This is a genomic window from Bacillus sp. L_1B0_5 (assembly GCF_000836715.1).
GTDB lineage: Bacteria > Bacillota > Bacilli > Bacillales > Bacillaceae_G > Bacillus_A > Bacillus_A thuringiensis_S.
In genome coordinates, this window is record NZ_JXIS01000082.1 from 1 (window position 1) to 22,283 (window position 22,283).

Sequence of the window (22,283 nt, forward strand, 5' to 3'; positions counted from 1 at the left end):
GGTGGCAACGGCTCTCAAGGTGGCAATCGTGTTAAAGGCGATAGCAATTCTCAGAAGGACAACGGTTCTCAAGGTGGTAATGTAAAAGATAATACAAAAAAACAAGGTGATAAATTACCTAATACTGCAACGCATTACCCTATATCTATTTTAATGGGTCTTTCAACATTCCTAATTGGTATGTTACTGTTTATTCGTCGTAAAAACGTAAAATAAGAACAACATCCTTCCATCTAAAGAATACATGAAATACTGTATAAAACTAAAAAGGGCTTTGGATTGCATTTTATTATGCAGCCTAAAGTCCTTTTTATCACCTATCAAAAGAGTATTAATACGCTTTTCCCCAATACACCATTTGTTTAGCTTCTTTACCACAACAAATACATTCTTCAGCTAAATGCTCTTGCTCAAAAGGCATACAACGTGATGATACTCCCACTTCTTCTTTTAGTTTCTCTTCACAAGCCAATTCCCCGCACCACATTGCTTTAATAAAGCCTTGCTTTTCGTCAGCTACTTTTTTCATCTCTTCGAAATTTGTCACAGCATACGTATTCTCATCGCGAAATGCTTTTGCTTTATTAAATAAAGAACTATGAATTTCTTCAAGTAATGCTGGAATACGTTCTTCTAATTGATCCATCGGTACAAACTCTTTTTCCTTCGTATCTCTTCTTACAAGTACAACTTGATTCTTTTCAATATCTTTAGGGCCAACTTCTAATCGAATTGGAATACCCTTCATTTCATACTCATTAAATTTCCAACCAGGCGTTTTATTACTAGCATCTATTTTTACTCGTGCAACCTTTTGAATATGTCCTTGTAACTCTGTTGCTTTTGCTAAAACTCCTTCTTTATGCTGAGCAATTGGTACAATAACAACTTGCACTGGAGCGACTTTTGGTGGCATTACAAGTCCATTATTATCGCTATGAACCATTATTAGCCCGCCTATCATTCTTGTTGATACACCCCAAGATGTTTGGTGCACATATTGCCATTTACCGTTACGATCTAAAAACTTAATATCAAATGCTTCTGAGAAATTCGTCCCAAAGTTATGAGAGGTTCCTGTTTGAAGCGCTTTTCCATCATGCATTAAACTTTCAATTGTATAAGTTTCCTTTGCTCCAGCAAACTTCTCTTTTTCTGTTTTTTGTCCTTTAATAACTGGTATCGCTAAATAATCCTCACAGAAAGAAGCATATAAGTTTAAAATATTTAATGTTTCAGCCTGCGATTCTTCTGCCGTTTCATGGATTGTATGACCCTCTTGCCATAAAAATTCAGTCGTACGAAGGAATGGTCTAGTTGTCTTCTCCCAACGAACTACTGAACACCACTGATTATATAACTTTGGCAAATCATTATAGGATTGCACAATTTTTGAAAAGTGCTCACAGAATAAAGTTTCAGATGTAGGACGTACACAAAGTCTTTCCGCTAACTTTTCATCCCCGCCATGCGTAACCCATGCTACTTCAGGAGCAAATCCTTCAACATGATCCTTCTCTTTTTGCAATAAACTCTCTGGGATAAACATTGGCATATATACATTTTCATGGCCAGTTTCTTTTAACTTCTCATCCATCACCTTCTGCATATTCTCCCATAAGGCATAACCATACGGACGTAAAATCATGCACCCTTTTACACTTGAATAATCAACAAGTTCGGCTTTTTTTACAATATCGGTATACCACTGCGCAAAGTCCTCTTCCATCTTCGTAATGGCTTGCACTTGTTCTTTTGCCATAGTCAGTCTTCCTCCTTCTAGAAAATACAAAAAAGCCCGCGTCCCTAAATAGGGACCGAGCTTTGCCGGCGTTACCACCCTGATTCATGCACAAAAATTGCGCATGCTCTCTTTTTGATAACGGGAAATTCCCGCTGCATATGCAGAACTCAAAGGCAGGTTCTATATTGCCTTTTTAAGAATCTTTCAGCCTGGCGGATTCTCTCTCTACTAAAAAGGTTGAATATGTACTAGTCCTTTTTCATCGTTATAACGAAATAAATTTGTTGATTATCATAATACAAATTCTTTTTTAAAACAATAGCTAATTTTCTTATTATTATATATTCTTTTCATTTTTTACAGTTTTATACGTAGCTTTTTCGAGAGATTTTTACAAGTTGATGTGCAATCATACCAATAAGTGTACCTAGTAGAACGAAGAAACCAATAAATCCATATCCCATTCCTTCCCACCCACCAATAACCATCATGGTAACAGGAAATGATGCTAAGCAAAGAAGTATTACAATCAGTGCAAATATAATATCAAACTGTTTGTCTGGAAAACGTTTCTTTAGTAAATATGAAATAGCAAATACAAGGAGAATTGTGATGCCACCAATGATGTAAAATATACCGAATCCATCTAACCAGTCCATACTATTCCCTCCGTCCGTAGATTCCCTTATACTTATTATATGTTTAATTTTTCTGAAAATAAACAATAAATTTTATTCGAAAACATATTTTTATTACTAGGTATTAATAGTAATATATAAGAATAGGTTTTATATAATTAGGAGGATTACTTTATGGATAAAGCATTAACGAATCGTGTCATTATTTTATCATTCGACTGTTTATCAGCTTTAGATTTTCCTATACTACAAAAACTACCTCATTTCCAATCTCTAATAAAAAAGGGCACGGTTGTCGAAAAAGTAGAACCAATTTATCCTTCTGTAACATATCCAAGCCACTCAACAATCGTAACCGGTAATTACCCTAACAAGCACGGTGTTGTTAGTAATACGTTACTTCAACCAGGACGTGAATCACCTGATTGGCATTGGTACCGAAAATCGATAAAAGGAACAACATTGTATGATGAAGCGCGTAAAGCAAATTTAACGACAGCTGCCCTTCTATGGCCTGTTACTGGGAGAGCAAACATTGATTACAATTTACCAGAAATTTTCCCCAATAGACCGTGGCAAAATCAAGTGTTAGTTTCCTTATTTAGCGGTAGCCCACTATACCAATTAGATTTAAATCGTCGTTTCGGCCATATAAGAAATGGTTTATCACAACCAGAGCTGGATGATTTCGTCCTCGCCTCTGCTGTACACACCATTCAGACGAAAAAGCCTAATGTTATGTTCGTACATTTCACTGATTTAGACACGCAAAGACATTATCATGGCTTTGAATCTAACGAAACAATAGCTGCAATTCATAGACATGATGAGCGGCTAGGGAAAATTATTCAAACTTTAAAAGACAGTGACCTATACGAAGAGAGTACAATTATCGCTCTTGGTGACCATAGCGCTTTAAGTGAAAACAAAGCAATTCAATTAAATGTGCTATTCCAACAAAAAGGCCTCGTATCTATAAATAAAAAAGGGCTATTAGTAGATTGGAAGGCCTATTGTCAAAGTTGCGACGGGTCTGCCTATATATATGTGAAAGACAAAAATGATACGGATACAATTCGAGAAGTACAACTACTCCTTGAAGAACTGCTGCAAAATAAACAGAATGGAATTGAATTTATACTTCATGATGAAGCTGCGAAAGACTGCGGTGCAGATGGTAATTGTTTATTTATGTTAGAAGCGCAAGAGGGGTATTATTTCACTGAAAACTATACAGGAGATTTTATAAAAGAAATTACTGAAAAAGATGTTACGCCTAGTAAAAAATATACATTTGGTACGCATGGATACTCTCCAACAAAACCTAACTATGAAACAATTTTTATCGCTGCTGGAAAAGGAATAAAAACCGGCGTTACCGTCCCGTATATGAGACTTATTGATGAAGGTCCAACTATCGCTAGACTACTCGGTTTACACTTAGGCGAAACAGACGGATCAATTGTAGAGGATTTACTCCAATTGTAAAGAACTGTGTATATATGTAAAAGTTCTGTAAAAATCATCACTGTTTCTCTTTTTATAATTTTTATTTTTGTACACTGTTAGTAGAACAAATTTAAGGGGGAACACTATATGAAAAAAATGTCCAGACAAGAAAAAAGCTGGATATTATACGATTGGGCGAACTCGGTATATTCGCTCGTCATTACAACTGCATTATTTCCAATTTACTTTAAAGCAGCTGCAAAAGAAGCCGGGCTATCTGGTGCAACTTCAACAGCATATTGGGGATATGCAAACTCGTTCGCTACACTTTTAATTTCTATACTTGCTCCTATTCTCGGCACAGTTGCTGATTATAAAGGATTTAAAAAACGATTTTTCACATTCTTCTTTGGACTTGGTATCGTATTTACAAGTATGTTAGCAGTCGTTCCAACATCTCAATGGTACTTATTATTAGGATGCTATATGCTCGCATTAGTTGGTTTTGCTGGGGCAAACATTTTTTATGATGCATTTTTAGTAGATGTCACTTCTGAAGATAGAATGGATCGAATTTCTACAAGAGGTTTCGCTTTAGGCTATATTGGGAGTACTATTCCTTTTATCGGTTGTATCGCTCTTATTATTCTTGCTCAAAAAGGAACTATCCCTTTATCAGTTGGCATTGCTAGTCAAATTTCATTCGCGATAACTGCTCTTTGGTGGGGGTTATTTACAATTCCAATGCTTAAAAACGTAGAGCAAACACACTATATTGAGCGTCATCCAAGACCTATTAAAATGAGCTTCAAACGTCTTGCTGATACTTTTAAAAATATTAAAGAATATAAAACTGTATTTATGTTTCTAATTGCTTACTTTTTCTATATTGACGGAGTCGATACAATTATTACTATGTCTACAGCTTACGGAACCGATCTCGGTATTAGTGCAACGAATCTATTAATCATATTATTTGTAACACAAATTGTCGCTTGTCCATTTGCGTTACTATATGGAAAACTATCTGAAACATTTACTGGTAAAAAAATGTTATATGTCGGTATCATTATTTATATCATTATTTGCACATATGCTTATTTCTTAAAAACGACACTTGATTTTTGGATTTTAGCAATGTTAGTTGCTACATCTCAAGGTGGTATTCAAGCACTAAGTCGTTCATACTTTGCAAAACTAGTACCAAAAGAATCTGCTAATGAGTTCTTCGGATTTTATAATATCTTTGGTAAGTTCGCCGCAATTATGGGCCCGGTATTAGTCGGTGTTACAACGCAATTAACAGGAAAAACAAACGCTGGTGTTCTTAGTATTATTGTATTGTTTATTATCGGTGGATTCTTACTCACTAGAGTTCCAGAAAATAATACATCCGTTACACCACCTAGTCCAAAGACTAAAACGCTATAAGAAAAGATCCTCTTCTCATAAGAAGAGGATCTTTTTTATTTTTAACGGTGCGCCTTATAATGAACGACTCTACTGCTTGTACAAAAATAATTTATCAACAGTTGTTCCTAATACTTCAGCTAAACGGAATGCTAACGCTAAGCTTGGATCATATTTATTATTCTCAATTGCATTTATCGTTTGTCTAGAAACCTTGCATTTATCAGCTAATGCGCCTTGTGAAATATTATTTCCAGTGCGTAATTCATAGATTTGATTTTTCACACCATTGCTCCTAACTTGTAAAATCGTTTTTACAACATCAGTATATAATTGGCTCATATAGTTGTCAAAAGTTCCTCAAAAAAAAGAGAGCAATTTTGCTCCCTTAAAATAGTTATTTCGAAGCTAACGAATTTGTTAGTTCCTCTTTATTAGCGACAGCTTCTTTCTTTATTTGCATACGTAGAACTGGCCCTATCGCTAATAAAATAAGTGCCATCGCTATACAAAACACAGTAACTAGTGAAGTTAGTTCCTTTAATCCTCCAGCTAGTGAAGTTCCAATTAACATTGCCCCCATAAACAGTGGTAAAATCGTCCCATTTACTCTTCCAACCATATTTTCTGGTACAAGTTGAATCATAAGCGTACCGACAACGATATTAACACAAGCTAAACAAATACCTGTTCCAAATCTCATGAAACTAGTAATCCAAAATGATGTAGATAGCCCTTCTACTAAAAATGACATCGCTAATATACTCATACCGAATACAAACATCTTTTTCGGATTCACTTTTGAAGCGAAAACTGCAGCAACAATACCACCGATTAACATACCTATTCCGTCAGCTGCCGCTAAATATTGAACAGCTTCTTTTTCCATGCCTAAACGTTCAATTACAAGGAATACTTCTAATGGATTCGTTAATCCAACAGCTAAACCCATAATTGTAAAAGTGATCGTAATCATACGTAAATTTTTCGTGTGAAGAACGTATTTCCATCCTTCTTTTATATCATTTTTTAATGAATCTCTTGCCACTTGCTCTTGTTCAACCCATTTTGGTAAAAATGAAAGGATGATAGCCGATAACAAAAATAGAATGATTAAGCTATATAGTGATGTAAATAAGCCAAGTTGTGTATACACAATTGATCCTACAACTGGCCCAAAAATCATAAATAAGGACTGTAATGTTTGATTAAATGCAATCGCATTTGCTACCTCTTCTTCCTTTACATAGCGCTTAAATATACGCGACGATGACGGCTGAGAAAACTGCCCTACAATCGCGGAAATGAGTGTTGCAAAAAATATAGCCTGCCAATAATCAAATTTTAACAATACGACAATTCCTATAATAGACAGTACACTTAACACATCTCCAGCAACCATTGTTCTTTTCGGATTCCAACGATCTGCTAATGCACCACCAATGAACGAGAAAATAAAGATAGGTGCATACTCCATGACAGATAATAGAGACACTGAAACTGGCTCATTATTTGTCCGCTCCATTATGAAATATAAAAGAGCCATATTTCTAATCCAAATTGCAAATTGTTGTAAAATATCAGATGCCATAACGAGCATAAATGCTCGGTTTTTAAATAAAGCTTTCACTTTCATTCTCCTTCCATAAACCGACCGTTCGGTCTAATTTATTTTGTAAGAAAAGCAACTGACTTATTATTCAGCTGCCATTCCTTTTAACAATACATCTATTGCCTTTTTATAAATACGTTTCAGCTCTTTATAATCTAACTCGTAGTAAAGTACTCCAAGCCCTGATAATAATCCGTTCACAATATACATAAGATCACGAGCATTATCTTCACGGAACTCTCCAGACTGTATACCTGCTTCAATTAATTTCTCAAACATAACATATGATTCTCTAGTTAAAGCTAACAGTTCATCCAGAATCTCTTTACTTACAACTTGGCTCATAGAGAATTCCTCTATTGCATTTGAAATTGGTTGCTGTATGTCCTCTACATGATATTCCGCGAGACCATATAGTTTTTCAGTACTAGTGCTATACAACTTCTCTTTTTCATTCCATTTTTCAACCCAATCATACGTATGCTGTTTCACTACAAATAAAAATAATTCTTCTTTACTTTTAAAGTGATAATAAATGCTTCCTTTACTTCGCTCTGTAATTTCACAAATCTCTTCCATAGATGTAGCTGCATAGCCCTTCTGTGAAAATAGACTTTCTGCTTTATATGCAATTTCTTTCTTTATCTCTTCTGCGCTTCTTCTCATATTCACACCTCTTTAAACCGACCGTTCAGTCTAATGATAACAAATCAAAAACCTCTATCGCAAGAGGCTATATTCCTTATTTAAGAAAACGTACTTTCAAACCAAGTTCGAATCATATGTATTGTTCCAAATTTAAATGCTAATTTAACAAGAATTACACCTCCCGCAGCTAATAAAAACAACACTACTTTCCCCTTATTTTTCACTTTCGGTTCCCTTTTCATTTCCATTCCCCTTAGTATGTTAAAAATATTAATCAAACGTTTGTTTAACTGTGTTTATGCATATGTAAGCCGACTAATCAAACGTTTGTTTAAAAAGAAATACGCCTATATAAGGCGCATTTTCATCAATCACCACCGCCGCCACCGCAGCTTCCTCCGCTATCTCCCCCAAAAGACCCTCCACAATCATGTGAACCACCATCATGCGAGCTATCATTATCAGATCCAGCAAAGAAAAATAATGGTGATGAGCTGTTAGATGAATTATGAATGTTATTTTGTTTTGTAAGATTTACCTTCTTTTTGTTCGATCGAACTGCTGTTACGATTATTCCAACTACAACAAATAATAGTATGACAATAATAAATTCCATATAAAAGCCTCCCTTATTCCTCGAATAATTGAATGGTTCTCTCTAGATTTTCAAGTGAAATGAAGCGCGATTCTCGAAGGATCTCTTTTCCATTATAAAATAATAAAATTGTCGGTCCTGTAAATACGGCATATCGCCCCGCAATCTCTTGCATGTCTTGTAGTAATATCTCTATTTTCTCTACGTAATCATAATTCTCTAATACGCAATTTACTTTTCTTACCATAACATCACAAACACCACAATTTTCCGTTTTAATAAACAGAAGTACCAATTGTTGTTCTTCGATATAGGTCGCTAATTCTTCTATCGTTTTAAATGTAGTCATCTTATCCCTCTTAGCGTAATTTACGAAATACTTTGTCTTGATACATACGAAAAGCTGAACTATCTTTAATCTTTCTCTTTTCCATTACCTGCTGAAAACGAAGCGTTTTTACTGTTAACTCTTCTCTTAATTTCTTTCTCTCTTCTTCATCATAACAGCAAGCAATTAGATCCTCTATTTTTAATATATCTTTTTGTAGTTCCATTTCTGGTGGAATCATTCCCGCATTTTTTAAAATTTTATAGCTCATTCTAAGTTCTGGAGGTACCATTGAAAAATCTTCTAATTGTAGTGGTTTTCCTTTTCCCGGAAGATAATCAAGATCACCATTCCGTATTGCTTTTCGAATTTTTTCTTCAGCAATGTTCAAAAACACATCCACACCATTCCCTCCTTTACATATTTTTACTATTATTTTACATGATATTTCCTTATCTTTCTACGTCTTTAATAATTGGCTCCATACAATTTTTTCTCAAATTTATTTATAATGAGCTATTTCCTCCCATACCGATCTTTCGTTTTCATATATAGTTTGTATTCAAGCCTTTTTGTATTGAGAAAGTCTTTTACAACTGAATAAAGCGTTTACACTAAATCTTACATTTGTTACGATTTAATCACCCCCAGTTCCCTTGTATAGACTTCGTGATGTCTGATCATTTTATCTAGACGTTTCATACGTCTAGATTCATTTTGATTTATTGGCGTATGCCTTTAAATATATCTTTTATTTTGAAAGGAGAAATGGCTATGAGGTCTCAAAAATTTACACTGCTATTACTATCTCTACTACTTTTCTTACCTCTTTTTCTCACAAATTTTATTACTCCAAATCTCGCATTAGCAGATTCACCAAAGCAAAGTCAAAAAATTGTTGGGTACTTTCCTTCGTGGGGCGTTTACGGACGTAATTATCAAGTTGCTGACATTGATGCATCAAAACTTACTCACCTTAACTATGCTTTCGCGGATATTTGTTGGAATGGAAAACATGGAAACCCTTCTACTCATCCTGATAATCCAAATAAACAAACGTGGAACTGTAAAGAATCTGGTGTACCATTGCAAAATAAAGAGGTTCCTAATGGTACTCTCGTACTCGGGGAACCATGGGCTGATGTTACCAAATCGTATCCTGGCTCAGGGACAACTTGGGAAGATTGCGATAAATATGCCCGTTGCGGAAATTTCGGAGAACTAAAACGATTAAAAGCTAAATATCCTCACTTAAAAACAATTATTTCCGTTGGTGGCTGGACTTGGTCTAACCGCTTTTCTGATATGGCCGCTGATGAAAAAACAAGAAAAGTATTTGCTGAATCTACAGTAGCTTTTCTTCGCGCATATGGGTTTGATGGCGTAGATTTAGACTGGGAATATCCGGGCGTTGAAACGATTCCTGGTGGTAGTTATCGTCCTGAAGATAAACAAAATTTCACTCTTCTTCTTCAAGACGTCCGAAATGCTTTGAATAAAGCAGGTACTGAAGATGGCAAACAATATTTACTAACAATCGCTTCAGGTGCAAGCCAACGCTACGCTGATCATACAGAGCTAAAGAAAATTTCTCAAATACTCGATTGGATTAATATTATGACATATGATTTCCACGGCGGATGGGAAGCTACTTCTAATCATAATGCAGCTCTATATAAGGATCCAAATGACCCAGCAGCAAATACGAATTTTTACGTAGATGGCGCTATAAATGTTTATACAAATGAAGGTGTTCCAGTCGATAAACTAGTATTAGGCGTACCCTTTTACGGACGTGGCTGGAAAAGTTGTGGAAAAGAAAATAACGGACAATATCAACCTTGCAAACCAGGTAGTGATGGGAAACTTGCTTCTAAAGGTACTTGGGATGATTATTCTACCGGTGACACAGGTGTGTATGATTACGGTGATTTAGCAGCCAATTACGTTAATAAAAATGGTTTTGTACGCTACTGGAATGACACAGCTAAAGTCCCTTACTTATATAATACGACTACAGGCACATTTATTAGCTACGATGACAATGAATCTATGAAATATAAAACAGACTATATAAAGACGAAAGGTTTAAGTGGAGCAATGTTTTGGGAACTAAGCGGGGATTGCCGTACAAGTCCAAAATATAGTTGTAGTGGTCCAAAATTACTTGATACGCTAGTAAAAGAATTACTTGGTGGACCTATTAGTCAAAAAGATACTGAGCCACCAACGAATGTTAAAAACATTGTAGTTACGAATAAAAATTCAAACTCAGTTCAATTAAACTGGACTGCATCTACTGATAACGTAGCAGTTACGGAATATGAAATTACTGCTGGAGAAGAGAAATGGAGTACAACAACCAATAGCATTACAATTAAAAACTTAAAACCTAATACTGAATACGCATTTTCAGTAATTGCTAAAGATGCTGCTGGAAATAAATCACACCCTACCACTCTTACCGTCAAAACGGATGAAGCTAATACAACACCTCCTGATGGAAATGGCACTGCTACATTTTCAGTCACTTCGAATTGGGGAAGCGGTTATAACTTCTCGATTATAATTAAAAATAACGGAACGACTCCTATTAAAAATTGGAAATTAGAATTTGATTATAGCGGCAATTTAACACAAGTTTGGGATTCTAAAATTAGTAGTAAAACAAATAATCATTATGTAATTACGAACGCAGGATGGAATGGCGAAATTCCTCCTGGTGGATCTATTACAATTGGTGGTGCAGGAACGGGTAATCCTGCCGAACTTTTAAATGCCGTCATTAGCGAAAACTAGACGTAATATCCATTAATTATTTCACTAAAGTTTGAATTTAGGTTTGAGCAATACCTCCTAAATTCAAACTTTTAATTTTATGAAAAATCAAAATATCATATTAACCTATTATAATTATATCTAGTTTCTAATATGAAGTTTATATGAAGTTCATTTGAATTTTACATGAATTTCCTTTAATTTCTATTGTCTTCCTATAATATCCACATTATCCTTTACATATAGGAATTATTTTCATTCCATTTCGAGCTATCTATATATACAAAGAAAGATAGTCACCTGTTAGGGAAAGGCTTTCGTATTATTATAAATATAACAAAAGAAAAAGCACGCTTATAAGCGCACCATAAGAGTGCTTCTTCATACAATTCTCATGTAAGAGTTCTCGAAAATCATGTTAATCACAAAGAAAAAGCATTAGCTCATAAAAGCTAATGCCTTTTCTTTATTCATATTGTTCAGCATTCCAATCTTCTATATTCCATACTTTTGTTATCCACGATTCATAGAAAGAAGGTTCATGTGAGACAATTAAAACTGTTCCTGTGTATTGTTGTAACGCTTCCTGTAAAGCCATCTTAGTTTCTACATCCAAATGATTAGTCGGTTCGTCTAAAATTAAAACATTGCTTTTCGTTACGATAAGTTCACATAAACGCACTTTCGTTTGCTCTCCACCGCTTAATAAACGAATAGGTTTTAATACGTGTTCTTCTTTCAATCCACACTTCGCTAATGCTTGGCGCACTTCTTTCTTTGTCATATCTGGTCGTTCTGCCCAAACTTTCTCTAATGGTGTTATTTCTGAAGCAAACTCTTCCTGTGCAAAATAAGCTGGACTCACTCGGTCCCCAACAAAAATTGAGCTGCTTAGCGGCTTTATTTGACCTAATAACGTTTTTAATATTGTCGTTTTTCCAATACCATTATGACCAACAATAGCTATCTTGTCTCCTTTCTTCACTTGTAAATTCAAGTCTGGAAATAACGGCTCACTATAACCCACTCTTAGTTTCTCAGCCTGTAATATACGACTTACTGGTTCATTATAAACAGTAAAAGCAAAACGGGACTGAGGCACATTATTTACCTTTTCAACCCTTTGCATTTTCTCTAATACTTTCTCTCGACTTTTTGCCTGTTTTGCTTTTCGAATTTTATTTTTTTGAATAAATGTTTCTAACTGAGCAATTTCTTTTTGTTGTTTCACATACGCCGATTGTAATTGTTTCCTTTGCAATTGATAACTTTGTAAAAACTTTTCATAATCCCCTACATACCGCTTAACTTTTCGTTCTTCTAGATGGTAAATGACATTCGTAATATTGTTCAAAAATACTTCGTCATGCGAAATGATAATATAAGCTTTTTCGTACAGTTTCAAGTACGATTGCAACCATTCTATATGTGCTGTATCTAAATAGTTTGTTGGTTCATCTAGCAATAAAACATCAGCTTTTTCTAGAAGAAGCTTTCCTAGTAATAGCTTTGTCCGCTGTCCTCCACTTAACTTTGAAACATCCTTTTCCAATCCTATTTCAAACAATCCTAAACCAATTGCTACTTCTTCAATTTCTGTATGAATTTGATAGAAATTAGAGTTTTCCAATATAGTTTGTAACTCTCCATACCTTACTAACAATTTTTCTACTTCTACTTCTACTGCTCCAGCCATCTCTTCTGCAATTTTTAACATTTCGTATTCAATCGCATACAAGTTAGAAAATGCACTTTGAAAGTATCCTTCAATTGTTGTCCCTTCTTGTAAATCTATATGCTGCTGCAAAAATCCAACCTTCACATGTGGAAACCATTCAATGTTCCCATCATCATGTATAAGTTCTCCTGTTAAAATTCTTAACAGTGTTGATTTTCCAATCCCATTTTTCCCTACTAACCCAACATGCTCCCCCTTTAATAATCGAAAGCATGCATTATATAAGATGGTTTTCTCACCATACGAATGATTTAAATTTTCTACTGTTAATATACTCATTTTTTTCTCTCCTTTACTTATCGTCCATAAGCTAAATAGAGAGACCAACAGTATGAAGCCTTATTTAATTATGCATATAAAAATGGGTAAGGTGAATACACCTTACCCATTACATATTATCGTAAAAAAGGATTAAGGTTCTTTACCTGCTGTCTTCAATTTAGCTTAATCTTAAAAAATAGGCAGACTTCTCCCATATCAAGCTAAAACCATTTGAAGAACAGTTGATAAAGTCATTTTATCCTTTCACTCCTTTAACATTTGTTATATTAAGAGTATAAACTACTCTGTTATATTCTATTCTCTATTTTTCCTTTTGTTCCTTCTCCATTTTTTCATATTCTAAAAAAAAACCCCTTAACAGTAATTATATCAAAAACTGTTAAAAGGCTTTTTCTATTTTTTCATATAAGGAGCTAACACACTTAAAATCTCTTCCTTATCCTTTTTTAACTCGAGTGATGTTAACATATCCATCGTTCTCGGCCTAGGTAATTTCACTTGTACCTCGCCAACTATTGATGCTGGTCTTTGAGATAAAATAAATACGCGATCCGAAAGCAAGATTGCCTCATCCAAGTCATGTGTAACCATAACGATTGTTTGCTTCTCTTGGTGCCAAGAGTTTAAAAGCCAACTGTGTACTTCCATTTTTGTAAATGCATCTAACTTTCCAAAAGGCTCATCAAGTAACATAATTGGCTTTTCACATAAATATGTGCGAAGAAAACTAATTCTTTGGCGCATACCACCAGACAATTCGTCTGGATAATGATTTGCATATTCATCTAACTCAAACTGCTTTAATGCTTCCATTCCTTCTGTTAGTCTTTGTTTTTTCGGTTTCCCTTCGATTTCCAATGGTAGAACGATATTTTGCAAAGCCGATCTCCACGGTAGTAATAAATCTTGTTGTGGCATATAACTAACAACATCTTGCTCTTGTACTTGCTTATCGTTATATGTTACGTTCCCACTTGTTGGATTTTCAACATTTGCAATCATATTTAATAATGTGCTTTTCCCGCAACCACTCGGGCCTACAAAAGAAACAAACTCTCCCTCTTGTATAGAGGCACTAATATTCTCTAATACATTCTTTCCATCGAAAGATTTCACTATATTTTTCATTTGTAATCCGCTCATTTTTCACTTGGAAGGAATTCATTTGTAAAAGCATCTTTTACATCGATTTTCTTTTTAATAACTTTGTTATCATATAAGAAATTCATGTAATTCGTCCAAATTTCTTCCTTCTGTACTCCCCATGCTTTAGCATCATCTTGATACTTCGTACTTAACCATTTCTGGCTTTCTTCAACTAAATCTTTATTTACATCTGGAACAGCTTTAATTAGAAGATCAGCAGCTTCTTTCGGTTCCTTAATTGCAAAATTATAACCTTCTGTCGTTGCACTCATAAACTTTTTCACAAAGTCTTTATCTTGCTTCGTATGTTTTTCACTCGTAATAATAACAGGACTATAGAAATCAAGCGCTGGATCTAAGTCCTTCACCATAATCGTATTTAACTCTTTTCCTTGACGCTTCGCTTCAATACCATCCCAACCGTAATAAATCCATTCGAAATCTGCATCACGGCCGATTGATTTAAAGAAATCTGTTTGTCCTAAGATAATTTTTTCAACTTTATTAAAATCAGCTTGATGCTTATCCATAATCGTCTTTAATGTCGCTTCTTCCGCTGGTCCTCCCCAGCCGCCATAACGTTTACCTTCAAAAGCTTTCGGTGACGTCATATTATCTTTCTTAAGCGATGCAAAAGCTGAAGTGTTATGCTGAATAATCGCGCCTACAGACACAACAGGGATCCCTTCCACACGAGCTAACGTTACATTTTCTTGTGCGCTTATTGCGAAGTCAGCTTTTCCTGATGCTATCATTTGCTCTGCTGTTACATTGTCACCTGGTTGAATAATTTCTACATCTAATCCTTGCTTTTTGTAATACTCTTTCGCTTGCGCTACATATAAGCCAGTATGATTCGTATTTGGAAACCAATCTAATACTACTTTTACTTTTTGATCTTTACTTGCGCTTTCTTCTTTCTTCGCCGGATTACATCCAGCCACACCTACTGCTAATAAGGCAGCTAACATAACTTTTAAACCTTTTTTCATTTTCTGCCGTCCTTTCTATATATCCATGGTGCTGTTATTCTTGCCATAAACTCTACGATAAAATACAGGCATAATGTCACCATAACGATGATTGCTGCAACACCAAATACTCGGGCAGTCAAAAAGGATTTTGTAGCCCTCGTAAGCATAACCCCTAATCCTTCACTTGCACCGAGCCATTCTCCGATAATTGCCCCCATTACGCTATATGTAACTGCAATTTTTAAACCTGAGAAAAAGTATGGGAGCACTGCTGGAAATTTTACTTTCTGGTAAACTTGCCACTTTGTCGCCTTCATTGTTTGTAACAGCTTCAACATGTTTTTATCTACTGTTTGAAAACCTTCTAAAATACTAAGCGCAATTGGGAAGAAACAAACGAGTATTACGACCATTACTTTTGGCAACATCCCATATCCAAACCAAATAATAAATAGCGGTGCAAGTACAACGATTGGAATTGTTTGCGAAATAACGAGCAATGGATTTATTAAAATACGAAATAACGGTATAACGTCCATAATAATTGCGATGCTCGTCCCCAATAAAATTGCAAAGAATAGTCCAATTATAACTTCCTGCAGTGTTTGCATCGTATTTGGTAATAGTAAATCTTTCATCCCAATTAATTCTTGAACAATGGCAGAAGGCTTTGGTAAAATCCACGGTTCGATTTTAAATAATGAAACAGATCCTTCCCATATTGCAATGAGAAGGATAAGCCAAATAGTTGTAATAAGTTTAGATTGCTTCTGGTTTTTCATATTCATCACGGTACTTCCAAACCTTTTCATCTATTGTTACACCAGTGCTTGGACGATAATGGATTTTAATAGAAGTAATCACTTCTTCTGCTCCAGCATCGACGCAAGCTTGTTGCGCACGTTTAACGACATCAAGAAGTACATCTAATTCTCCTTCCAAAGTTGTTTCCATTGCCCCTACTTCATAACGAACTCCCGATTGTTGCACAACTTCAATTGCTTTATCGACAACAGAATATACATCTTTCGTTTTCGCTTGTGGTACTACTGAAAATGACATTGTAACTTGTTGTGACATAATAAAATCCCCCTTATAAAATTAAATTTCAAAAATAAGAAAAGGCTTTCCTACTGCGTAGGAAAGCCTTGTATGCAAGTTATTATAGAATAACATATGCTACATCACTTTAAGTAACTCCCTACGCTGGCATTATCCAGATCAGGTTGAGGGTCGATGTTTACTTACATCCTCTCAGCCAATTGGCTCCCCGGTCCTTAATTCGTTTTCATTGTAGCATGATTTATTTTATTGAACAAACAAAAGCATGCATAATCATTTCATTATTTTTGGAAAATATCCAACTTTTTCACCATGAGCTAATAACTGCTGTATAAATTCTTTATTGATTGCTGGTACTATCAATTCTTTTTTCTTAATCCATTCATTCGTTCTACGTGTACCCATTACAATTTCAGATTGCTGCGCTCCATCTCCTGCAACTTGAGAAGCAATTAACTCAGCTACTACTTCATTTCCCTTCGCTAATTCAAGTCCGGTATTTACATATTCTGAAAGTGGAACCATTTCAAGATTGTATCCACACTCTCCAATTAGCTGTATAAATTGTTCAAACTCAATTTGATGTGGATGACAGATGTGCAACGTTTCTCCATCTATTTGTGAATCTTGTACATACGTTACAATTGATTTACTAGCAAAATCAATTGGTGTGAAATCGATTCCCCATTTCACATTAGGAGCTTGTCCAATAAGTAGCATCGCTTTAATAAGACGATAGAATGCGTTTCCTTCGATATTTTGTTGGAATACACCTGTCTCTGAATGACACGCTAAGTTACCTGCACGATAAATATTTCCACGGACACCCTCTTGTATCGCTTTACGAACAAGGTTTTCTGCCTGTAATTTGCTATCAGAATACACATTCTCTAACTCTACATCGTAATTAAAATCACCTGTTTCCACATATGTGTCCCATTGCTCTATTGCTAATTCTATCGGAATACCAATTGTTGAAATAAAGTGGAATGATGCTCCTTCTTCCGCTAGGGCTAACATACGACTCGTTCCTTGCACATTCACATTTTCAAACTGGGCTACATCTCCAAAATGTCTTACATCTGCACCGCAATGAATCACCGTATCAACTTTGGAGTGAATAAATTTAAATTTATCCTCATCCATACCAAGATACTCTGCCCCAAGATCACCAGGTACTGCTGTTATGCGTTGCAACCATTCTTGACTTATATCTTTAAAGTAATTTGTTAATGTATTAACAATTCTTTGTTGTATATCTTGCGTCGGTCTTACTAAGCAATAAATATGTGCTGTTGTATCTTTTAATAATTCATACAATATATGTGAACCTAAATAACCTGTAGCTCCCGTTAAAAAGATATTTGAAACTTTGCTGTCTGTCACTTCATTTATACGGGAAATTGGATCTGGCTCATGTATAACTTTATATTCATGGAATACTTCTTCTTCCTCAACTTTTAATTCTCTTTGAATTTGTGCTAACCCATATATCGTTCGTTCCTGGAAGAAGTCTTGAATTGTTAAATACGGAAAGTCTTCTTTCAACAAAGTTAAAACTCGCAATACTTTCAATGAATGCCCACCGATTGTAAAGAAATCATCATGAACACCAATTTTTGAGATTCCTAATACATCAATCCAAGCTTTCGCTATTTTTTCTTCCGCTTCGGTAGATGGTGCAATATATTCTTGTAAACGAAGTGGTTCATAGTCTGCTTCTAGTTGTGCTAATCGCTTCAAATCAACCTTTTTATTCGGTGTAAGTGGCAGTTCATTAATATAAATTAATTTAGACGGTACCATATAATCTGGTAATCGTTCTCTTAAATCATGTATTAAAGTTTCCATAGCAACTTCATTACTAGTTGTATAGAAAGCAACTAAGTAATGACTACCTTCTTCACCTTTCTTCGTAAATACAGCTGCATCTTTTACCATTTCATATTTTGCAATTGTGTTTTGGATTTCACCCAATTCAATTCGATGTCCTCTAATTTTCACTTGATTGTCTTTACGATGTAAAAACTCAATATTTCCGTCTTCCAATATTTTAACAATATCACCTGTTTTATATATCTTACTATCATGTTTTTCATGATGTGGAATAAATACTTCCTCTGTTTTTTCCGGCTTATTAAAGTAACCTTTTGCTAAACCTACTGACTCTATATATAATTCTCCTGGAATACCAATTGGACAAACTTTCATATTGTCATTTAATATCCAAACTTTATAATTATCCGCTGGCTTCCCGATTGGGATACTAGCAAGTTGATCGTTTAACTCCGCTGGAATTGGATATGTCGTTGTTGTAATTGTACATTCTGTCGGGCCATACGCGTTATTTAACTGAACGTGAGTACCAATTCTCTCTCGCCATAGTTTTACCACTTCAGCAGTAAGCATTTCTCCACCAACTGCAATCCTCTTTAATGAATCGAGCTTATACTTACTTTCATCTGGAAGATATGTTGCTACTTGTTGTAGGAAAATTGTAGCTAAGCCTAAAATAGATGTTGCCTTTGCTTTATAAATTGCATTTGCAAAAGCTTCTACCGAAAGCCTTTGTTCATCCAATAACACATATATATTTCCACCGCAGAATAATGACGCGAATAACTCCCAAATAGATGCGTCAAAACTAAATGAAGGGAACTGCGCGAAAATATCTTCTTCACTTAATTCATAATGCCTTTGCATCCATGTACATAAATTCACTACTCCGCGGTGCGCAAGCATTGTTCCTTTCGGATTTCCCGTAGAACCGGATGTATAGATCATATATGCGATATCATCAAGATCAATTGCCACGTTCACATCTATTTCTGAAAATTGTTCAATATCGTAAAGAGATAATTCTCGAATATCCTCAAACGGTACTTTCGCTTCTTTCGTTAAAACTAATTTTGATTGGCTATCCTCGATAATATATTGCACTCGATTTGCTGGATAATCTGGGTCAATCGGAATATAAGCTGCACCTGTTTTTAAAACTGCTAATATACTGACTACCGTATCAATACTTCGCTTCATAAAGATACCGACATAATCACCTTGTTTCACCCCATGATGTAATAACATGTGAGCAATTTTATTACTTTTTTTATTTAGTTGTTCATATGTTAATGTTCCCTCCACCGAAGATAAAGCTATACGCTTTGAAAATTTCCTTACTGTTTCACAAAACATATCCGCAATACTTTTATTCGGGTATAGCACTTCTGTGTCATTTATTTCTTTATATATCACTAATTCTTCTTCTGTAATAATATTCATATCTACAACACATTGCGTCTCTTTTTTTATACCTTGCTGAATTACATACTGAATTTGCTTTATATAGCGAAGTGCTGTTTCTTCTTTCAATTGCTTTTCATTATAAGAAACTTCAAAACAACTATCCTTTAATTCAATAAAGTTTAATTGACTATTTCTATTTTCTTTTCCTACTGTAACTGCAGGTTTCCCCCATTTTTCTTCATCATATTGTAACAATATCTTCCGTTCTTCTTCCATACTTTCTAACTGCATGATTTGATCATTAATTTCTATCCTTAGCTCTTCATAAGAAAGTTCTTGTTCAATTGTAATACATAACGGATAACTACTCTGTCTCATGTAATAAGGTATCACTATACGTTTTTCATTACTAACATGATATAGCCATACAAAAGTAGCTGCGATTAAATCTAATTTATTTCGTTCAAACGCTTGTATATCCTTAATTTTCATTTGAGTATATTCATTTACTTGAATATCCTTTGGTATCATAAACGGTTCATAATTTTGTTGCGAAAATTGTTCATATCTCTCCACATATGAACGTTTTAAGAAAATACTCATACTGAATCCTCTCACTCTCCATAATATAAAAATGAAACTTTGATCATTGGAGGACATGTTCCACCAATGATTAAAATCACAACCGTATATCATTAGATATAAATATATAATTATTCATTTTAAAAAAAGATTAAGGTGTAGATTAAATCTACACCTTATATTATTCTATTAACTTTTAAATTCCCCAATTAACTCTTGCAGCTCCTGTGCAAGCCAGCTTAAAGAAGTAGCTAATTCTGCAATATCTTGTACTGACATTTCCTGTTCTTTCATACTCTCTTCAATATTACCACTACTATTCGCATACGTATTTGCAATATGTGATAGTTCATTTACAACTTGAACGATATTTTGGCTATTTTGCAAAATATCACCTGAGTTGCTAGAAACCGCCTTAACTTGGTCCGTAACAGAATGTGCTGATTTTGAAATTTTCTCGAAGAACGCACCACTACTTTGAACAAGAGTAATTCCAGATTCTACTTCTTTTGAACCTTTTTGCATTGAAACTACAGCCTCTTCTGCTTCAGCTTGTGTTTCCCCAATTAATTTAGCTATATCTTTCGCTGACGTTTCAGTTTGCTCAGCTAATTTACGTACTTCATCAGCGACCACTGCAAATCCTCTTCCAGCAGCTCCAGCACGTGAAGCTTCAATAGAAGCATTTAACGCAAGTAAATTGGTTTGATTTGAAATACCTGTAATTACGGTTACGATATCACTAATTTCCTTCGATCTTGTTTCCAATGAATAAATAATCGAAGATAAATCTTTTACTGCATTTTGGATTAAATTCATTTGATTAATAATTTGTCCAATTACTTCATTACCTTCAATTGAATGTTGCTCCATACCTTCTGAGGCAACCGCAACCAGTTTCGCAGCCCCAGTTATCTCTTCCACCTTATTTTCCATTCCGTGCACAATTCCTAAGCATTGTTGTACTGAAGTTTCTTGAGACTGTGCTCCTACTCTTAAACCTTCCATGGAACCTGCAATTTCTTGAACTGCCATACTGTTTTCCTCAGTGCTTGCCGATAATTCTTGTGATGAAGAAGAAACTTGCTCTGCAGTTTGTTTTACTTTATCTATAATTCCTTTAAACTTCTCAATCGTTGCATTGAAATAAGTATTAATAATACCAATGTCATCTGGTCTTTCTTTTAATTTAATACTTAAATCACCCTCACCAACTTTACGTAATCCCTCTCTTAGGTCTTTTAATGGGGCTAACGAATTACGAACAATAAAGAATTGAATAACAGTCGCAATAGCTAATGAAATACAAATGAATAGTAAACCTTGCATCATAAATTTCTTCTTTGTATCTGGAATAACAGAAGCATCTACATCTGCCGCAACAATTGCGACAATATTTTTTTCTCCATCCGTAATGGGCTCTAATATTGTCACCCATGAGCCTAGTTCATCTTCATATACTTCTGTCATTTGTGCCTTTTTCGTATCTATCACTTTATCGTATGCCTTCATCCAATGAGCTGGTTGTTCATAATAGTCACCCGGCTTTACAGGTACTGCATTTGTTAACTCTGTAGTCAAACCAACGATTTGTAATTCTCGTTTGTCATTGGGTTTTGCTCCCGTAATATACGTTTGTCCAACACTTTTTAAATCTTTTGTCACTTCATCTAATTGCTCTTTTAACTTTTCCTTCTTCTCCTTTTGGGCTGTAGGATCTTTCGCAAGATCTTTCACTAATTCTGCGTCTAATTGATTTATTACAGTATCTCCTGTTTCAATAGACTGTCTTTCAAATAAAGACATCATACTATTTTGAAACATGTTGAAACTTAACGCGCCCATACTTCCAACAAGCGTCAAAATAACTAGTACGGTTAATAAGACGTTCTTTTGAAGAAACGTTAACTTATGCCAATACTTTTTCATTAATATCCACCTTCCTTAATTAACATAACAAAAAAACAAAATATACGAATATTTTGTTTGAAAATGTTTCTCAATATATTCGAGAATAAAAAAAAGCCAATGTAAAAGCATTGGCCAAGACCAAC

At 34.8% G+C, this 22,283-nt stretch carries 20 protein-coding genes, 1 riboswitch and 1 other annotated feature; of the genes, 4 read left to right on the forward strand and 16 right to left on the reverse strand.

Going from position 1 to position 22,283, the window contains the following annotated elements; all coding sequences use genetic code 11:
• The coding region (locus RT27_RS23545; RefSeq protein WP_043937724.1) for an LPXTG cell wall anchor domain-containing protein at nucleotides 1–216 on the forward strand (216 nt) is incomplete at its 5' end.
• 115 nt (nucleotides 217–331) lie between these two features.
• Here RT27_RS23545 and proS read toward each other — a convergent pair.
• Together proS and RT27_RS23555 are read right to left on the reverse strand one after the other, a co-directional pair.
• Nucleotides 332–1,762, reverse strand: coding sequence for a proline--tRNA ligase (gene proS, locus RT27_RS23550; RefSeq protein WP_016083661.1), 1,431 nt, complete (start codon nucleotides 1,760–1,762; stop codon nucleotides 332–334).
• Between the two features lie 47 nt (nucleotides 1,763–1,809).
• Nucleotides 1,810–2,016 (reverse strand) — a binding site (T-box leader).
• A 93-nt stretch (nucleotides 2,017–2,109) separates the two neighbouring features.
• A complete protein-coding gene (locus RT27_RS23555; RefSeq protein WP_000383860.1) occupies nucleotides 2,110–2,403 on the reverse strand; it encodes a YesK-like family protein in 294 nt (97 codons plus the stop codon).
• 153 nt (nucleotides 2,404–2,556) lie between these two features.
• On the opposite strand from RT27_RS23555, the gene RT27_RS23560 reads away from it, so the two are divergent.
• Together RT27_RS23560 and RT27_RS23565 are read left to right on the forward strand one after the other, a co-directional pair.
• Nucleotides 2,557–3,870, forward strand: a complete 1,314-nt coding sequence (locus RT27_RS23560) for an ectonucleotide pyrophosphatase/phosphodiesterase (protein WP_043937725.1) — start codon at nucleotides 2,557–2,559, stop codon at nucleotides 3,868–3,870.
• A gap of 108 nt (nucleotides 3,871–3,978) precedes the next feature.
• A complete protein-coding gene (locus RT27_RS23565) occupies nucleotides 3,979–5,262 on the forward strand; it encodes an MFS transporter (protein ID WP_000738820.1) in 1,284 nt (427 codons plus the stop codon).
• 69 nt (nucleotides 5,263–5,331) lie between these two features.
• Here RT27_RS23565 and RT27_RS23570 read toward each other — a convergent pair whose 3' ends face one another.
• The 7 genes from RT27_RS23570 to RT27_RS23600 all read right to left on the reverse strand — a co-directional run bounded on the left by RT27_RS23570 (nucleotide 5,332) and on the right by RT27_RS23600 (nucleotide 8,827).
• Complete coding sequence (locus RT27_RS23570) at nucleotides 5,332–5,583, reverse strand: helix-turn-helix transcriptional regulator (RefSeq protein ID WP_080990732.1); 252 nt, start codon at nucleotides 5,581–5,583, stop codon at nucleotides 5,332–5,334.
• Nucleotides 5,584–5,638: 55 nt separating this feature from the next.
• Entirely contained in the window at nucleotides 5,639–6,871 is a 1,233-nt protein-coding gene (locus tag RT27_RS23575; protein WP_043937727.1) for an MFS transporter, read from the reverse strand.
• A gap of 66 nt (nucleotides 6,872–6,937) precedes the next feature.
• Nucleotides 6,938–7,519: a TetR/AcrR family transcriptional regulator gene (locus RT27_RS23580; protein WP_001254447.1), complete on the reverse strand. Its 582-nt coding sequence runs from the start codon at nucleotides 7,517–7,519 to the stop codon at nucleotides 6,938–6,940.
• An 80-nt stretch (nucleotides 7,520–7,599) separates the two neighbouring features.
• Complete coding sequence (locus RT27_RS23585; RefSeq protein ID WP_000817985.1) at nucleotides 7,600–7,743, reverse strand: hypothetical protein; 144 nt, start codon at nucleotides 7,741–7,743, stop codon at nucleotides 7,600–7,602.
• Nucleotides 7,744–7,868: 125 nt separating this feature from the next.
• Entirely contained in the window at nucleotides 7,869–8,117 is a 249-nt protein-coding gene (locus RT27_RS23590; protein WP_016083664.1) for a hypothetical protein, read from the reverse strand.
• Between the two features lie 13 nt (nucleotides 8,118–8,130).
• Nucleotides 8,131–8,445: a thioredoxin family protein gene (locus RT27_RS23595; protein ID WP_029441511.1), complete on the reverse strand. Its 315-nt coding sequence runs from the start codon at nucleotides 8,443–8,445 to the stop codon at nucleotides 8,131–8,133.
• Nucleotides 8,446–8,455: 10 nt separating this feature from the next.
• Complete coding sequence (locus RT27_RS23600; RefSeq protein ID WP_029441510.1) at nucleotides 8,456–8,827, reverse strand: DUF1992 domain-containing protein; 372 nt, start codon at nucleotides 8,825–8,827, stop codon at nucleotides 8,456–8,458.
• A 371-nt stretch (nucleotides 8,828–9,198) separates the two neighbouring features.
• Here RT27_RS23600 and RT27_RS23605 point away from each other — a divergent pair, with 371 nt between their 5' ends.
• Entirely contained in the window at nucleotides 9,199–11,223 is a 2,025-nt protein-coding gene (locus RT27_RS23605) for a glycosyl hydrolase family 18 protein (RefSeq protein WP_016083667.1), read from the forward strand.
• A 445-nt stretch (nucleotides 11,224–11,668) separates the two neighbouring features.
• Here the strand turns inward: RT27_RS23605 and RT27_RS23610 are convergent, their stop codons facing one another.
• The 7 genes from RT27_RS23610 to RT27_RS23640 all read right to left on the reverse strand — a co-directional run bounded on the left by RT27_RS23610 (nucleotide 11,669) and on the right by RT27_RS23640 (nucleotide 22,158).
• Nucleotides 11,669–13,219, reverse strand: coding sequence for an ABC-F family ATP-binding cassette domain-containing protein (locus tag RT27_RS23610; RefSeq protein WP_043937729.1), 1,551 nt, complete (start codon nucleotides 13,217–13,219; stop codon nucleotides 11,669–11,671).
• 396 nt (nucleotides 13,220–13,615) lie between these two features.
• On the reverse strand, nucleotides 13,616–14,365 hold the full coding sequence (locus tag RT27_RS23615) for an ABC transporter ATP-binding protein (protein ID WP_043937731.1): 750 nt from the start codon (nucleotides 14,363–14,365) through the stop codon (nucleotides 13,616–13,618).
• Entirely contained in the window at nucleotides 14,362–15,360 is a 999-nt protein-coding gene (locus tag RT27_RS23620) for an ABC transporter substrate-binding protein (RefSeq protein WP_043937732.1), read from the reverse strand. Before RT27_RS23620 ends, RT27_RS23615 begins: the two co-directional genes overlap by 4 nt.
• On the reverse strand, nucleotides 15,357–16,130 hold the full coding sequence (locus RT27_RS23625; RefSeq protein ID WP_016083671.1) for an ABC transporter permease: 774 nt from the start codon (nucleotides 16,128–16,130) through the stop codon (nucleotides 15,357–15,359). The genes RT27_RS23620 and RT27_RS23625 overlap by 4 nt, the downstream gene beginning before the upstream one ends.
• Complete coding sequence (locus RT27_RS23630) at nucleotides 16,102–16,422, reverse strand: MTH1187 family thiamine-binding protein (protein WP_016083672.1); 321 nt, start codon at nucleotides 16,420–16,422, stop codon at nucleotides 16,102–16,104. The genes RT27_RS23625 and RT27_RS23630 overlap by 29 nt, the downstream gene beginning before the upstream one ends.
• Nucleotides 16,423–16,523: 101 nt before the next feature.
• Nucleotides 16,524–16,625, reverse strand: a riboswitch (TPP riboswitch).
• A gap of 52 nt (nucleotides 16,626–16,677) precedes the next feature.
• Nucleotides 16,678–20,250 (reverse strand): non-ribosomal peptide synthetase, encoded by a 3,573-nt coding sequence (locus tag RT27_RS23635; RefSeq protein WP_052497711.1) that lies wholly within the window; start codon nucleotides 20,248–20,250, stop codon nucleotides 16,678–16,680.
• A gap of 168 nt (nucleotides 20,251–20,418) precedes the next feature.
• The gene (locus RT27_RS23640) at nucleotides 20,419–22,158 is read right to left on the reverse strand and encodes a methyl-accepting chemotaxis protein (RefSeq protein WP_016083674.1); all 1,740 of its coding nucleotides are present in this window, start codon (nucleotides 22,156–22,158) and stop codon (nucleotides 20,419–20,421) included.
• Nucleotides 22,159–22,283 lie beyond the last annotated feature (125 nt).